Annotated in this window: 10 protein-coding genes; 7 read left to right on the plus strand and 3 right to left on the minus strand. The window is 52.5% G+C overall.

The window, feature by feature from the left end:
- Positions 1 to 107: 107 nt before the first annotated feature.
- Positions 108 to 1,094 carry a LysR family transcriptional regulator gene (locus HUO07_RS11335; RefSeq protein ID WP_035557245.1) on the minus strand — a complete coding sequence of 329 codons (987 nt, stop codon included), beginning with the start codon at positions 1,092 to 1,094 and terminating at the stop codon, positions 108 to 110.
- A 249-nt stretch (positions 1,095 to 1,343) separates the two neighbouring features.
- Here HUO07_RS11335 and HUO07_RS11340 point away from each other — a divergent pair, with 249 nt between their 5' ends.
- The 6 genes from HUO07_RS11340 (at position 1,344) to HUO07_RS11365 (ending at position 9,170) form a co-directional block, all read left to right on the plus strand.
- Positions 1,344 to 3,980: a DUF3141 domain-containing protein gene (locus HUO07_RS11340; protein ID WP_176303667.1), complete on the plus strand. Its 2,637-nt coding sequence runs from the start codon at positions 1,344 to 1,346 to the stop codon at positions 3,978 to 3,980.
- Between the two features lie 314 nt (positions 3,981 to 4,294).
- A complete protein-coding gene (gene topA / locus HUO07_RS11345; protein ID WP_176303668.1) occupies positions 4,295 to 6,922 on the plus strand; it encodes a type I DNA topoisomerase in 2,628 nt (875 codons plus the stop codon).
- Positions 6,919 to 7,380, plus strand: a complete 462-nt coding sequence (locus HUO07_RS11350; protein ID WP_176303669.1) for a DUF6586 family protein — start codon at positions 6,919 to 6,921, stop codon at positions 7,378 to 7,380. The genes topA and HUO07_RS11350 overlap by 4 nt, the downstream gene beginning before the upstream one ends.
- 52 nt (positions 7,381 to 7,432) lie before the next feature.
- Positions 7,433 to 7,897, plus strand: coding sequence for a ferritin family protein (locus tag HUO07_RS11355; protein WP_176303730.1), 465 nt, complete (start codon positions 7,433 to 7,435; stop codon positions 7,895 to 7,897).
- 154 nt (positions 7,898 to 8,051) lie between these two features.
- Entirely contained in the window at positions 8,052 to 8,681 is a 630-nt protein-coding gene (locus HUO07_RS11360) for a L,D-transpeptidase family protein (RefSeq protein WP_176303670.1), read from the plus strand.
- Between the two features lie 225 nt (positions 8,682 to 8,906).
- Positions 8,907 to 9,170, plus strand: coding sequence for an Lpp/OprI family alanine-zipper lipoprotein (locus HUO07_RS11365; protein ID WP_022523170.1), 264 nt, complete (start codon positions 8,907 to 8,909; stop codon positions 9,168 to 9,170).
- A gap of 154 nt (positions 9,171 to 9,324) precedes the next feature.
- Here the strand turns inward: HUO07_RS11365 and HUO07_RS11370 are convergent, their stop codons facing one another.
- Both HUO07_RS11370 and mfd read right to left on the minus strand, forming a co-directional pair.
- Positions 9,325 to 10,491, minus strand: a complete 1,167-nt coding sequence (locus HUO07_RS11370) for a L,D-transpeptidase family protein (protein ID WP_176303671.1) — start codon at positions 10,489 to 10,491, stop codon at positions 9,325 to 9,327.
- Positions 10,492 to 10,601: 110 nt separating this feature from the next.
- Positions 10,602 to 14,051, minus strand: a complete 3,450-nt coding sequence (gene mfd / locus HUO07_RS11375; RefSeq protein WP_176303672.1) for a transcription-repair coupling factor — start codon at positions 14,049 to 14,051, stop codon at positions 10,602 to 10,604.
- 234 nt (positions 14,052 to 14,285) lie between these two features.
- On the opposite strand from mfd, the gene HUO07_RS11380 reads away from it, so the two are divergent.
- On the plus strand, positions 14,286 to 15,740 hold the full coding sequence (locus HUO07_RS11380; protein ID WP_176303673.1) for a glyceraldehyde-3-phosphate dehydrogenase: 1,455 nt from the start codon (positions 14,286 to 14,288) through the stop codon (positions 15,738 to 15,740).
- Positions 15,741 to 15,997 lie beyond the last annotated feature (257 nt).

The following is a 15,997-nucleotide window of genomic DNA, read 5'->3' on the forward strand; positions in this document are numbered from 1 at the left end:
CCTGCCAATTGGTACCTGATTAATTAATACGAAGTGCATCCGATATTTCATCGTGCTAATAACTACTAATGTAACATATCTCACTGTCAACAGGACACCGCATGGCCCTAGGGGGCAAGCATTGGCAGGCAAGCGACGCCGTGGCTCGGTAACGGGCTTGAAGGTGCTTGAAAGTGGCGGCGATAATCGGGTAAGTGCTCACGGATAAAGCTTAAGAAAAGCTCTGCCACCGGTGTGGGAAAACGCTCCCGCGCATACACCGTGCACCAGGAGCGGTGGATCGGGAAATCGGGAAGCCCAAGCTCAAAAAGTAACCCTTGCTCAAGCTCAAGCTGTACCGCCAGGCGGGGGAGAACGGCAACGCCTAAGTGAGCCATTACTCCGCCTTTAATGGCTTCATTGGTGCCAAGCTCAATACAGTGGGGAAGGGCGACCTGCTGATTGGCGGCCATTTGTTCAAAGGCATTGCGCACGCCAGAGCCCGGCTCACGCATCAACACGTAATGGCGTGCGAAGTCTGCCAGAGAGGGCTCCGGCATGGAAAGCAGGGGGTGTTCCGGCCAAACCACCGCGATTAATTCGTTATCAAGAATTGGCATCACTACTAAACGATCATCCTCTGGCACCATCGCCATAATAACGAGATCGTCCTGCTGTTCAGTCAACCGCTCTAGGGCTTGGCTGCGGTTGCATACCTTTAAGCGAACGTGCACCTCTGGGTAGTGAGCACGGAAACGGGCGAGTAAGTAAGGCACCACATATTGGGCCGAGGATACTGCCGCAATATTAAGTTCGCCGCTTATTTTGCCGTTAATGTCTGATAGGTTCATTTCCAGACGTGAAAGCTGACCAAAAATTTCTCGTGTCGAATGGGCGAGCGTATCGGCGGCGGGAAGCGTGTGGAGCGTTTTACCCGCGTAGTTAAAGAGTGGCTGACCCAAAGCCAGCTCAAGCTGGCGTATTTGTGCGCTCACCGCGGGCTGGGTAAGACCCAACTGCTCAGCTGCGCGAGAATAAGAGCGTTGCCGGTGCACCGCCTGGAAGACCTGTAGTTGCCGAAATGTAAGGCGATTGAGCAGAGTAGGGGATGACATAGCAACCTCGTAGTGAACACCCTTTATTTGTCGCTAGGACTAATGCCAAATACAGGCTTTATCGTCAGCGCAACGCATGCTAACACTGAATCTTTGGCGCTGCTTAAAGAGTGCTTTGTGGCTCCATTAGTCGAAATTACTAGGAGTAAAGATCGACGTTGCGAACGTAGTGGCCTAAACTATATTGCATTGCAGCATCCTCATTGCTGCCCGGTTTGATGCCGGCGCATCGACCCAATGGGAGAACCTATGAACTTTCTCGCCAATCCTTTGCTAACCGCCAGCGCTTTTACTGACGCTTGGCTAAAGCAGCAAAGTGGTTCCACAGTGGTACCAAGTAGTGAAACGATCGCTTCCTTATTCGACCCATTTGGGGTTGGGCGTGCGGCTTTTGATTACTGGCGCGATAGCATGGAGCGTAGCGTTCTGTATTTAGATGTGATGCGTGAGCGTGGTAATCAATACCTTGAGCACATGGAACAAACCAAACCCAACGTATTGGGTTTTGATACTGAAGTGCTAATGGATGGCCGGACGCTGCCGCGACCAACCAACTATGAGTTGTTACGCGTACTACCTCATGAAGGGACTGAGATTGATCTACAAAAACGTCCTTTTGTAGTGATCGACCCGCGTGCGGGGCATGGGCCAGGGATTGGCGGGTTTAAGCCAGACAGCGAGTTGGGGGTGGCGCTAAAAGCGGGGCATCCCTGCTACTTTATTGGTTTTTTGCCATTTCCTGAGCCGGGTCAAACCGTCGAAGATGTAGTTGATTCAGAAATTGCGTTTCTACGCCATGTCATCGAGCTTCACCCCGAAACCACCGAAAAGCCAATGGTGGTGGGCAATTGCCAAGCAGGCTGGCAAATCATGATGGCGGCCGCACTAGAGCCAGATGTGTTTGGCCCGATTCTTATTGCTGGCGCGCCTCTCTCTTATTGGGCGGGCGAGCATGGCAAAGCGCCTATGCGCTATACCGGTGGTATGACGGGAGGAAGTTGGGTTACTGCGCTCGCCAGCGACATGGGTAATGGGCTCTTTGATGGCGCATTACTGGTGCAGAACTTTGAGCGTCTCAATCCAGCCAATACCTACTGGAAAAAGCAGTATCACCTTTATGACAATATCGATACGGAAGCGGGCCGCTACCTTGAATTCGAACGCTGGTGGGGTGGCCACGTCGTATTAGGTGGTGAAGAGATTCAATATATCGTCGACAACCTGTTCATTGGTAATCGACTCTCTACCGCGCAACTGGTGACTAGTGATGGTCGCCGTATCGATCTGCGCAATGTACGTTCGCCCGTCGTGGTCTTTTGTTCACGAGGGGACGATATCACTCCGCCTCCTCAGGCGCTGGGCTGGATTCGTGATTTATACGAAGATGTAGACGACATCATCGCTCATGAACAGACCATCGTATATTGTCAGCACGATACTACCGGGCACCTGGGTATTTTTGTATCTGGTAGCGTATCGCGTAAAGAGCATACCGAGTTCACGGCGAACATGGATTACATCGATGTGTTACCGCCAGGGTTATATGAAACCACGGTAACACCAGCAGAAGAGGGTGAAGACGCTGAGTTATTCGAGCGTGATTACTTACTTGAGTTCATGCCTCGTGACTTTGAAGAGCTAGATCAAGCTGTAAAGCACAAACCTGAGGATGACCGTCGCTTTGCAACGGTGGCTCGTATCTCGGAAATTAACCTGGGTATGTATCGGCTCTTTATACAACCCTGGCTAAAAGCCATAATGACACCCGAGGCGGCGCGCTTGATTCGCCGTATGCAACCTATTCGGTTGGGTTATAAGCTACTGTCTGACCGCAATCCGTTGTCGGTACCATTACCGGTCTTGGCAGATGCGGTACGCAAAAATCGTCATCCAGTATCCCAGGACAATCTGTTTAAAGCGTTTGAGACCATGGGCTCTGATCAACTGGTTGCTAGCCTGAATGCGATGCGTGATCTGCGCGACAGCAGTACCGAAAAAATGTTTATGGAAATCTACGGTCAGCCGCTTTTGCAGGCCGCCGTTGGTCTCTATGGTGATGCCCATGTGCACCGCCGCCGCCCAGGCGCTGAGCCCGAGCATCGCCGCTTTCTCCAGGAGCGCCAGGAAGCGTTGCGCGAGAAAATTGCCCACGGTGGTGCCCATGAAGCGGTTATGCGTTCGCTTATCTATGTGGTGGGCGGTGCTCCAGCCACGGACGAACGTAACTTTAAACGGCTACGCGCCTCGCGTGCTGAGCTTGAGCCAGGTACTGAGTTAAGTGAATTTAAGCGCTTAGTGCGCGAGCAATTCTTTATCTTGAAGCTGGATCGTGAGCAAGCACTGAATTCACTGCCTATTTTGCTCAAGGGTGATAGCAACGAGGATATTGATGGCTATATTAGCCACCTTGAACACGTGTTTGCCGCTAGTGGCGAGCTTTCAGAGCATGCTGCTAAACGCTTTGATCAGATAAAAGCGCTTTTTGATCAGGCACGGCCTAGCAAAAAGGAAGCACCTGCTACTCCTAATGCTGCCAAGGCAAAGGCGAAAACACCAGCAAAGTCAAAAACCGCTAAGGCTGGCGTGGTTGGTAAAGCTGATAAAAAAGTTATTGAGCCAGAAGCTACCAAACCGGAAGCTGCTAAATCAGAAACTATCAAACCCAAGCAAGAAGCTGTTAAATCGGAAGGAATTAGTCAGGCAAAAGATAATACAGGAGAAGCTAAGCCAAAAGCAGCTAAGCTAACATCTGTTGAGCCCTCGGCTGCGCCTGAAGAAACAGAGGAAAAAGCCACTAAACTCTCTGCCACCGATGAGGAAAGCACTAAGCCATCAGTGAAACCTGGCAGCACTAGCGGAGGTGAGAATCCGTCTAACAATCGCTAAAACAGTGTGTTAGCTCACAGCGCCCCCGCCTATATGGTGGGGGCGCTTTGTTTGTCTGTGTGCCTTTTGGGTTGCCGTAATGCCAGTGGCAGTCTAGTGTCTAGCTACTATTTATCTGAAATATAACCTTGGTTGCCTGAAATCTACGTATTTTCCCTGCGCGTTGGTTGCTACTGGCGCTTAGCTAAGGGCTGGGGTAGGGTAGGCGCATTTTTTCATCCGTATCTTTGTTAGCGGGCGGTTTCATCCCGGCGATACGGCACCGAATTTAGAGCACGTGCTAGACAGTCCGTGCATTAGGAAAGTGGAGCACTATGGGCAAGTCACTGGTCATCGTCGAGTCGCCGGCTAAAGCGAAGACGATTAACAAATATCTCGGCAACGATTTCATCGTGAAGTCGAGCGTGGGTCACATTCGTGACCTGCCGACCAGCGGCTCAGGTAAGGCAGCCTCCGATCCTAAGGAGCGCGCACGCCAGGCCGCAGCGACACGCAAGATGTCGGCGGAAGAGAAGGTGGAATATAAGAAGCGTAAAAGCCAAGATCAGCTGATTCGGCGGATGGGGATTGACCCCAACAATGGCTGGGAGGCGCGCTATGAGGTGCTGCCAGGCAAAGAGAAAGTGGTGGCTGAGCTGAAAAAATTGGCTGAGAAAGCCGACGCTGTCTATCTCGCAACGGATTTGGACCGCGAAGGGGAGGCCATTGCCTGGCACCTGCGTGAGACTATCGGTGGAGACGACAGCCGCTATAAGCGCGTGGTGTTTAATGAAATCACCAAAAATGCCATACAGGACGCGTTCAAAGCTCCGGGCGCGCTAAATATTCCCCGGGTGGAAGCACAGCAAGCTAGGCGTTTCCTGGATCGCGTGGTGGGCTTTATGCTTTCACCTTTGCTGTGGGCGAAAGTGGCGCGTGGGCTTTCGGCTGGCCGTGTACAGTCCGTCGCGGTGCGTCTAATTGTTGAACGCGAGCGCGAAATTCGTGCCTTTATTCCTGAAGAGTTTTGGGATGTGCACGCGGATTTGGCCTCTCCCGAGGGTGAGCTGGTGCGTTTTGCCCTGGTTCGTCAAGATGGCAAAGCCTTTAAGCCCACCTCTGAAAAAGACACCCTGGCGCGTATTGAGCAGCTTAGAAAAGCCAAACTTGCGATTACTTCGCGGGAAGATAAGCCCACCAGCTCCAAGCCGACAGCGCCCTTTATTACCTCTACGCTACAGCAGGCCGCGAGTGGCCGGTTAGGATTTTCTGTTAAGAAGACCATGACCATGGCCCAGCGTCTGTATGAAGCGGGCTATATCACCTATATGCGTACTGACTCCACCAATCTTTCAAAAGATGCAGTGGAAGGCGTGCGCAGTTATATCGGCGAAGAGTTTGGCGAGCGCTATCTGCCTGAAGCGCCTAATCGTTACAGCAGTAAAGAGAGTGCTCAAGAAGCCCACGAGGCGATTCGCCCCTCCAGCGTTGAACGTAAAGCATCAGACCTGTCCGGCATGGAGCGCGATGCAGAGCGTCTTTACGAGCTGATATGGCGTCAGTTTGTGGCTTGCCAGATGACGCCTGCTGAGTACCTGTCCAGCACGCTTAGCGTTGAGGTTGATGGGTATGAGCTGCGTGCTAAAGGGCGCGTGCTTAAATTTGATGGCTATACACGGGTGATGAAGCCAAGCGGTAAAAATGAAGATCAGAGCCTGCCTGACTTGCCTAAAGGCACGCCGATGGCGTTGGAAGCGCTTGATCCTCAGCAGCACTTTACCAAGCCTGCACCGCGTTACACCGAAGCAAGCCTGGTGAAAGAGCTCGAGAAGCAGGGGATTGGTCGTCCTTCTACCTATGCATCGATTATCTCCACGATTCAGGATCGCGGCTATGTGAAGCTTGAAAACCGCCGCTTTTATGCCGAGAAGCTTGGCGATATCGTTACCGAGCGGCTGAAAGAGTCCTTCCCTGATTTGATGGATTTCTCATTCACTGCGCGCATGGAAGATAGCCTTGATGAAGTCGCCGAAGGCGAGCGTAACTGGCAGGCTTTGCTAGATGCTTTCTACGGTGAGTTTCGTGAAGAGTTAGCCAAGGCGGAGAGCGAAGATGGTATGCGGCCCAATCAGCCGGTGCCCACTAATATTGACTGCCCGAAATGTGGCCGCCATATGCAAATTCGCACCGCTTCCACAGGCGTGTTCCTGGGCTGTAGCGGCTACAACTTGCCGCCAAAAGAGCGCTGCAAGACCACCATCGACCTGATTCCAGGTGAAGAAGCAGTAGCGGAGGATGCGGGTGAAGAGGCTGAAACTAATGCACTGCGTGCTAAGCGTCGCTGCACCAAGTGTGGCACGGCAATGGACAACTACCTAATTGATGAAACGCGCAAATTGCACATTTGTGGCAACAGCCCTGATTGTGATGGGTATGAGGTGGAAAGCGGTAAATTCAAGATTAAAGGCTATGACGGGCCTGTAATCGAGTGCGATAAGTGTGGCGCTGAGATGCAGTTGAAATCAGGTCGCTTTGGTAAGTATTTTGGCTGCACCAATAGCGAGTGTAAAAACACTCGCAAATTATTGAAGAGTGGCGAAGTGGCACCGCCAAAAATGGATCCAATTCCGATGCCGGAGCTGGCGTGTCAAAAAGTGGATGACCATTACGTGCTGCGCGATGGCGCGAGTGGCCTATTTTTGGCGGCGAGCAAATTTCCTAAAAATCGCGAAACGAGGCCGCCGCTGGTGAAAGAGCTAAAAGCGCATGCCGAAGAGTTGCCTGAGAAGTACCATTTTATTCTCAAAGCACCTAGTGAAGACCCCGATGGTCGTCCCGCTCAAATCCGTTATTCGCGTAAGACGAAAGAGCAGTTTGTAATGACTGACGAAGAGGGCAAAGCCACCGGCTGGAAGGCCATGTTTGAGGCTGGTAAATGGCACGTGGAGGATAAGCGCAAGTGAATGCACGCTCGCGAACCAATCAGTTACTCTACCAAGCGGAGCTGTTAGCCATTATGCCAGCGGGGGAGGGTGAGCATTCCCCTTCGCGGCAGATGGCGCTGGAGGAGAGCGCGTTGGCGCTCTTTGAGCTGGCGTTAGAGTCGCTTCTACGTGAAGTTACTGAGCACGCGCGCTTGCCAGAGCATCGCTGGCGTGTATTGTTATCTCAGCAAGGTCCGGCTTTGGCAGAGCTACAGCGTCTGCGCGACTTAAACGCTCAGCCGGAAAGTTGGTTGAATTGGCTGACAGGTCAGCTTGAACGCCTGCATAGCGATGAAGGGGCTGCGCGGCGTACTACTCATAATCCCGCTATGATTAAGGTGGATAGTCAAGCGAGTTTGCCTCAGCAATTGCTGGATAATCTTCAGGCGGCAAAGCGCGAAATAGCTGCTCTGCGTGAAACCAGCCTGGAGTGGTAAAAGGCTCGATTTTATCCGCTGGTCAAGTAAGCACCACGAAAAGGAGATCATGATGCGCTATAACCAAGTTAAAGATTTAGTCGAATGGGCGGCAGGCTTTCACGCGCGAATGGCGCGTCAATACAGCGAGGCCGCCGATAAAGCCGACAATGAACGCTTAAAAATGGGATTAGATTATCTCGCCAGCCGTGAATTGAAGATGAAAACGGGTCTTGAAGACTTGTTTCATGACGGTACGGATCATTCTGAGGTGCTGGAGACGTGGTTCGACGAGTCGAGCGAATTCCCTGAGCCACCAGAACTGGATCGAATTGCGGATCAAACCGTTACAGGCTCCATAGAAGATGCCATGAAAACAGCCACAACTGCCCATGAGCGTTTGCAGGCGTTGTATAAGCATCGTGCCGCACGTTCGAGAATTGAACCCGAAGCAGAGTTCTTTGATTCGCTAGCGGAAGGGCATAATTCTGAAATACGCCATATGATGGCGAGTATGGAAGAGTTGCAGGGCGTTTAATGCGTATGTGCCACTGGCGAGTGCATCATCGCTTCGGGACGACCCAAAGCGGTGCTATGACGAAATTACTAACGGCGGATGCGGGAATAAGGTATAACAGCCACCCTATGCGTTTAGTTGGTCAACCACAGGCTACTATGTTTCGAGAGCTGTTATGTTTTTAATCAATCGCCGTCGGTTTTTAGCTATGGCGCTGAGCTTGCCAGCGGTTGCTAGCGCTGCTGTCACTGCACCTAACCAGGCTGCTCCCTCTGACCTTATCGAAACAATGCTTACGCGCGCCCATGTGCCGCGCCATAGCAATGAGCTGTGGGTACTGATTGATGATCAAGAGGCTACACTCAGTGTGTTCCGTGGTAACACGCTTTTAGAGCGCTATGCACCCATATCCCTGGGGCGTGCAGGGGCGAAGACTCAGCGCGTTCGTGGCGATAACGTGACTCCTAAGGGTGAGTTTCGTATCAATCGTTTTAATTACGAAAGCCAGTGGCGTACCTTCATGGGGATTGATTTCCCAACGCCAGCCCATGCACGCATGGCGCTTGAAAAAGGGATTTATTCCCAAACCGATTATGAAGATTACTTCGACTACTACCGACGTAACGGTCATCCACCGCAAAATACTGCTCTGGGTGGGGCGATTGGGATTCATGGCTTGGGTAGCGCGGACCCCGATATTCATGGTCGCTATCATTGGACCCAAGGCTGTGTAGCCGTTACCAACGCACAAATTGATCGCTTGGCAGAATTAGTGGGTGTTGGCACCCGTGTAGTGATCCGTTAAGCTAGTGACGTTGAAGGAAGTTCGAGGTTTTAAACAAGTGGCTATAGACAACCGTTGTAGTCTATTATAAAACAGCGTTTGACTTGCGAGCATCGCAAAACAAGTCACTGTAAAGAACCTGCACCGCAGGTAGACAAATTTAAGCTAAGTACGTCAGAAAAGTGCGTAGCCTTATTTTTGTCATACCCTTAATGTAGTACCCAAGGACGACTCAAGGAGAACATTATGACTTTGAAAACTACTCTGAAGATGACTGCTGCTGCCGCTTCTCTGGCAATTCTTGCTGGTTGTGCTTCTACCAGCGCGCTGGAAGAAGTTCGCATGACTGCAGAATCTGCACAGGCTGACGCTGCAGAAGCACGTAGCATGGCTTCACAAGCTATGAACACTGCAAACCAAGCCCAGCGCGATGCGCAGGCTGCTCTGCAGATGTCTGAGCAGAACCGTGAAGAAATGAACCGCATGTTCCAGCGTTCCATGCAGAAGTAATTCTGCTTGGAGCTGCTGGGGAGCCACTAGGCTCTTTCAGCGGTTGCTGTATGCAAGTCGTAGTTGGTAAAGATGTTAGGTAAGCAGTTTTTGCCGCTAGCTACGCAAAAAACCCCGCCTCGGCGGGGTTTTTTGTTACTGCAGTATCAGCATATTAAGTTTCTTCTTCGCCACTAGTTGTAGCGCTGAGCTCAACTTCGTTAATCAGCTCAACAGGTTCTGGCTCAGGCTCCGGTGCCGGCGCTTGTGGGCCATGCAGGGCAATAAAGCGGCCATCGGGGGCTTCAACGGCCCGCTGTATCTGTTCGGCATCTATTTCGATGTCGTTGTCAGTCAGCTCAGTAACGCGCTCTACGGCATTTAGCAGAGGCTCAAAGCCTTCCACGTTCTCTTCCAACTGCGGAAACGACTGTACAAACAGCGTGCCGTCGGAAGCCCAGCCTGCTTTAAATGGCGCATCCATTAAATTAACCTGTGTACCGCTCGGTAAGCGCTCGTAAAGCGATTTGATATCCTCAGGGTACATACGGATGCAGCCGCGGCTAACGCGCATACCGACGCCGTCAGGGCGGTTGGTGCCGTGTATTAGATAGCTCGGCATGGCGAGTAGAATTGCATGCTCGCCCAGTGGATTGTCAGGACCTGGTGGCACCACGGAAGGCGCTGGTTCACCACGTTCAGCTGCTTCACGACGCATGGAGGAGGGGGGCGCCCAGGCAGGGTCTTTAACTTTAACGGTGGTGCGGGTAATGCCCACTGGCGTTGCGAACTCTTCACGCCCTACGCTGACCGGGTACGTTTCAACGATGCCGGGCTTGTCAGCAGGGTAGTAGTAGAGACGTAGCTCTGAAAGGTTAACCACCACCCCTTCGCGTGGGGCAGGCGGCAAAATGTACTGAGCGGGGATCACTACCTCGGTACCCACGCCAGGCACCCATAAGCTGACATCTGGGTTGGCCATGCGAATTTCTTCATAGCCAATGTTATGGCGACGGGCGATATCAATTAGCGTCTGCTTGGGGTCTTCGACCACAACCGTGTAGCTCTCACCAATAATGTCACCGCTTTCGGGTAGGCGGAAGTGACCACGAGGCAGTTCATCTTGGTCAGCAACCTGAGCGGCGCTGTCGACAGCGTCTATGCTGATTTCCTGTTGCTGCTCTTGGTTTTGCTCCTGCTCCTGCTCTTGAGCTAGCTCTTGGGGTTGGCTGTCGGCCTGCTCAGCAGCTGATTGCGCAAAAGCAGGGCTCGCCAAGCTCGCGGCTAATAGCACTGCCAAGCTGGTGGGGCCCCAGAGGGTAAAAGTGTCGCGAATGTTCATGATCATTCCTAATATGTTAATTCACTGCTGATGCGCGTCGTTGGGCCACTGATGCTAATCCACGAGGTGGGTTAACTAGGGCATGGCTACTGTCAAGTTTGCCCCAAGCGTCACGCCGCCGCTACTTTTTGATTAAGCGTACTAAGTAGGTTTTCAAGCTGTTGAAAGCGTTTGTCGACGCTTTCCATTGGCAATTCAAATCTTAATGTGTCCGAACCGTCCAAACGGTAGTGCTTCGGAGAGGTCTGAATGAGCGTCACCAGGGTCAGAGGATCTACTTGAGTTGAACCATCAAACAGTACACGTCCGCGGCTCTCGCCCGCTTCAATCTTGCTGATACCTAGCTGTTCTGCACGATGGCGAAGCTTGGTCTGACGGATAAGATTCTTAAGGGGTGCAGGCAGTAAACCGAAACGGTCAATAAGCTCAACCTGTAGCTCTCGGAGCTCGCCATCGCTCTGAGTGTTGGCAATTCGCTTATATATCACCAGACGTTGCTGCACATCATGAATATAGTCATTGGGGATCAATGCAGGCAGGTTAAGGCTAATTTCCACGCCGGTATTGAAGGGCGCATCAATATTGGGTGTTTTACCCGCACGAATGGCCTTCACTGCCCGGTCAAGCATCTCCATATAAAGTGTATAGCCAATGGTCTCCATCTGGCCACTCTGTTCATCACCCAGTAGTTCGCCCGCCCCACGTATTTCCATGTCGTGGCTGGCCAGGGTGAAGCCAGCACCTAGATCGTCCGAAGCGCTAATGGCTTCCAGGCGTTTGATGGCATCACGGGTCATCGCTTTAGGGGGCGGTGTCAGCAGGTAAGCATAAGCCTGATGGTGGCTACGGCCAACTCGGCCCCGCAACTGGTGAAGCTGTGCCAAGCCAAACTTATCGGCGCGCTCGATAATAATGGTATTGGCGCTAGGCACATCAATACCGGTTTCAATAATGGTCGAGCATACAAGCACGTTAAAACGGCGATGATAGAAATCCGACATGATGCGTTCGAGGCTGCGCTCAGGCAGTTGGCCGTGGGCAACCGCCACCCGCGCTTCAGGAATCAGTTCACGGATTTTTTCGGCACTGTTCTCAATGGTTTTGACTTCATTATGTAGTACGTAGACCTGACCACCGCGCAGTATCTCACGCAGCAGAGCTTCTTTAATGATGCTGGCATCGTGCTGCTGAACAAAGGTTTTGACCGACAGGCGGCGAGCGGGCGGGGTGGCGATAATCGACAAATCGCGGATGCCGCTCATGGCCATATTTAGCGTGCGCGGAATAGGCGTCGCGGTCAGGGTCAAAATATCGACTTCTGCGCGCAGCGTTTTGAGCTTCTCTTTTTGTGCTACCCCAAAGCGGTGCTCCTCATCGATGATGAGGAGTCCCATTTTGGGTAGCTCAACGCTTTTAGAGAGCAGTTTATGGGTGCCAATCACGATATCGGTTTGGCCGCTTTTCACACTCTCTAATGTTTGGGTAACCTCTTTGCCGCTGGTAAAGCGCGATATCAAGCCGATATTAACGGCGGTGTCGGCAAAACGGTCGCGGAAATTTTCAAAGTGTTGACGCGCCAGTAGCGTGGTAGGCACCAGGACCACAACTTGGCGACCTGATTGCACGGCGATAAACGCCGCGCGCATGGCCACTTCGGTTTTGCCGAAGCCTACGTCACCACATACCACGCGATCCATGGGCTGCGGTGACGTCATGTCGCTGATCACCGCTTCAATGGCTGCGTGCTGGTCGGGAGTCTCCTCGAATGGAAAGTTGCTCGCAAAGCGAACATACTCATCGCCTGGCGCTTCGTAGACCACGCCCTGTTGAGCTTCCCTGCGAGCGTAAACATCCAAAAGTTCCGCGGCGGTATCACGAATCTTCTCGGCGGCTTTGCGGCGGGCTTTTTCCCACTGATCGGAACCCAGCTTATGTAGTGGTGCTAATTCGTCACCGGCACCGCTGTAGCGGGAGATCATATGCAGGCTGTCGACCGGCACATAAAGTTTGGCGCCATCGGCGTAGGAAAGCGCCAAAAACTCATTTGCCTGCCCACCGGCCTCCAATGTTTCCAGCCCCATGTAGCGGCCAACGCCATGCGCCTGGTGAACCACCGGCGCGCCTTCGTGTAGTTCTGACAGATGGCGGACCGCAAGCTCGTTATCATCGGTAGCTTTTTCACGCCGCCTGCTCTGTCGTACCACATCGCCAAATAGCTCTGTCTCGCTGATCACTGCAACGCTTGGGTTGTTCAGCCACAGGCCGCTGTCCACCAAACCTTCGGTAATGGCGTAGGTGTAATCGCTGGCGAGAAAGTCGTGAAAGCTGTCGGTATGCGGGAGCGAGAGCTTAAGCGGCGCTAATATCTCTTCCAGCGCTTCGCGGCGGCCCCGTGATTCCGCTACAAACAGCACTCGGGTGTCGGCATGAGACTTCAAAAACGCCGTAAGCTCGCCAAGTGGCTGCTTGGCGCGGGCATTAATCGACAGCGTAGGCAATGGTGCTGCTTCAGGCAGATGCGCATGGCGCTGCTCGCTGTCTTCAGTGAGTTCAATGCGCGGTTGTGCTTTTATAGCCGAAAAAACATCACTAACTGGGAAAAACGCCCGGTGAGGTGGCAGCAGTGGCCGTGTAGGGTCAACACCCAGGTTAACGTAGCGTGCATCAATAGACTGCCAGTGCTGTTCGGCCGCATGAAGCACACCCGGCAGTAGGGCGACCCGGGTGTCGTCGGTTAGGTGCTCAAACAGCGAAGCGGTCTGCTCAAAAAACAGCGGCAGATAGTGCTCAAGCCCCGGTGAAGGAATGCCCTTTAATGCGTCGTTATAAAGGGGACACTGGCGCGGGTCGACATCAAAGAGGGTTTCAAATTGCTCACGAAAACAGGCGATGGCACTTCGGCTCAACGAGTACTCGTGGGCGGGTAGCAACTCTAGCGATTCAAGTTTATCGGTTGAGCGCTGGCTGCCGGGGTCGAAGTGACGCAGTGTGTCGATCTCATCGTCAAACAGGTCGATGCGAATCGGTTCGTCCATGCCCATCGCAAACAGGTCGATCAACGCGCCACGCATGGCGTATTCGCCGGGTTCATACACCGTTTCCACGGCGCGATAACCCGCCCGCGAAAGCGATTCCCGGAACGCTTCGCGATTCAAGCGCTCACCGGTTTTGAGCGTCATTACCCGCCCGGCGATGTACTCAACCGGCGGTAAGCGCTGCATCAGCGTATTGATTGGCACCAATACGATGCCACGAACGCCATCCTGAAGCTGGCGCAGGGTGCGCAGCCTCGCTGAGACAATGTCCTGGTGGGGCGAAAAGCTATCGTAGGGCAGCGTTTCCCAATCGGGGAAAGGCAGTACGGGTACATCGCTATAAAAGTTAAGATCTTGTTCCAGGCGCTGCGCACTAGCCGTATTGGGGGTAATTACCAATAGTGGGGCGTGCTTGGCTACGCGTGAAAGAGCCAGAGCAGTCGCGCTGCCCGGTGGCGATGACCAGTAGAGCGTATCGCGAGTCCCTTGGGGCTGGGGCGGTTCGAGCAGAGAGAAAGTCGGCATAAGCAAGATATCGTTTTGCGCTGAAACGGAAAACAGATCATACACGATCACCCGTTTCAGTTAGAGTGCCGCGGCTTAAGGTAGCGGGTTAATCTGTTGTGAAAGTGGTTTTGTAGTGAGATTGGCATTTCTGTAATACCCCTACATGTTGTGCGACTATCCTTTCATTGCGACGACTGCGCTTGCCCCGGATAATGTGTCTGAAATATTGTCCATTACCTGATGAGGCCGCACGTGAGTCAGCAAGCGCTCGAAAACGTTTTTCAAGAATGGCAAGGCAACGAAGCCTTGGCGGAGCAGATGATCCCATTGGTAGGGCAGCTCTATCGTCAGAATAATGTTGTTGCCACCATGTTCGGACGCTCGCTCATCAAACGGTCAGTCATCCGTATTCTCAAAGACCACCGCTTTGTACGCAAACTGGAGGGAACCGAACTCTCCGTTGAAGATACCTATCCGATTCTTAAAGGCATGGTAGAGTTGAATCTTGGCCCTGCGCATGTCGATGTGGGCAAGTTGGGGGTAATGTTTAAGCGCCAGGGCGGGGGCGATGTTGAAGCCTTTCTGCGCAAAGAGCTGCAAGAAATTATTGATGGTTATCAGCCAGGCGCTAGCACCGGTGAGCCACAAGATGTGGTGCTTTATGGTTTTGGCCGTATTGGCCGGTTATTGGCTCGGGTGATGGTTGAAAAAGCCGGTGGTGGCAACCTGCTACGCCTGCGCGCTATTGTTGTACGTGGCCGTGGCGATGTGGCAAAGGACCTTGAAAAGCGCGCCAGTCTGCTGCGACGCGATTCCGTACACGGCCCCTTTGACGGCACCATCATGGTCGATGCAGAAGCGCGCACGCTAACCGTCAATGGCAATGTCATTCAGGTAATCTATGCCGATTCACCGAGTGAAATCGACTACACCACCTACGATATCAACAACGCCGTTATCGTTGATAATACTGGAATTTGGCGTGACGAAGAGGGTCTGGGCCAGCACCTGAAGTGTAAAGGGGCTGCCAAAGCGCTGCTGACCGCGCCGGGTAAAGGCGATATCAAAAATATCGTTTATGGTATTAATCACGAATCGATTGGCGACGATGATCTTATTGTTTCTGCCGCGTCGTGCACCACTAACGCGATCGTGCCGGTGTTGAAGGTGCTTAACGATGAGTATGGTGTGGTCAACGGTCACGTTGAGACCGTGCATGCTTACACTAATGACCAAAACCTGATCGATAACTACCACAAAGGCGATCGTCGTGGCCGCAGTGCGGCGTTGAACATGGTATTAACCGAGACGGGCGCGGCTAAAGCTGTCTCTAAAGCACTGCCAGAGCTTGAGGGTAAGCTGACTGGTAACGCGATTCGCGTACCCATCCCGAATGTCTCCATGGCCATTCTTAACCTGACACTGGACAAAACGACTGATGCGGCTGCGCTAAACGATTACTTGCGCCGCATGTCAATTGATTCTGCTTACCAAAAGCAAATTGACTTCGTTGACTCGGCAGAAGTGGTCTCGTCGGACTTTGTAGGCAATCGTCATGCTGGCATTGTTGACGCCAAAGCGACTATCGCCAACGGTCATCATGCGGTTGTCTATATGTGGTACGACAACGAATTTGGTTATAGCTGCCAAGTCGTGCGTATTTTACAACAGATGTCTAATGTGCGGTTTTTAAAGTTGCCGCGCTAATAAATAGCTAAATAATAATATTGCTAAATTAGCTTCTCCGCGGGGCTATCAGGCGAAATAATGATGCAGCGCCACCTTCGGGTGGCGTTTTTTTGTCTCTATGCCTTCCTTTTGTCAATGTATATAGCACTTTTGGAGATCATCAGGGATGTGGTCATTGGACGCGCTTATCTTTATAATACGATGGATTTTTCGGGGTGGTTCAAGTGCTGCTTGGGCCGGACTGGTAACAATCTGAGCAGAAAATAACAATTCGC

Source organism: Vreelandella maris (genome assembly GCF_013371085.1).
GTDB classification, from domain to species: domain Bacteria; phylum Pseudomonadota; class Gammaproteobacteria; order Pseudomonadales; family Halomonadaceae; genus Vreelandella; species Vreelandella maris.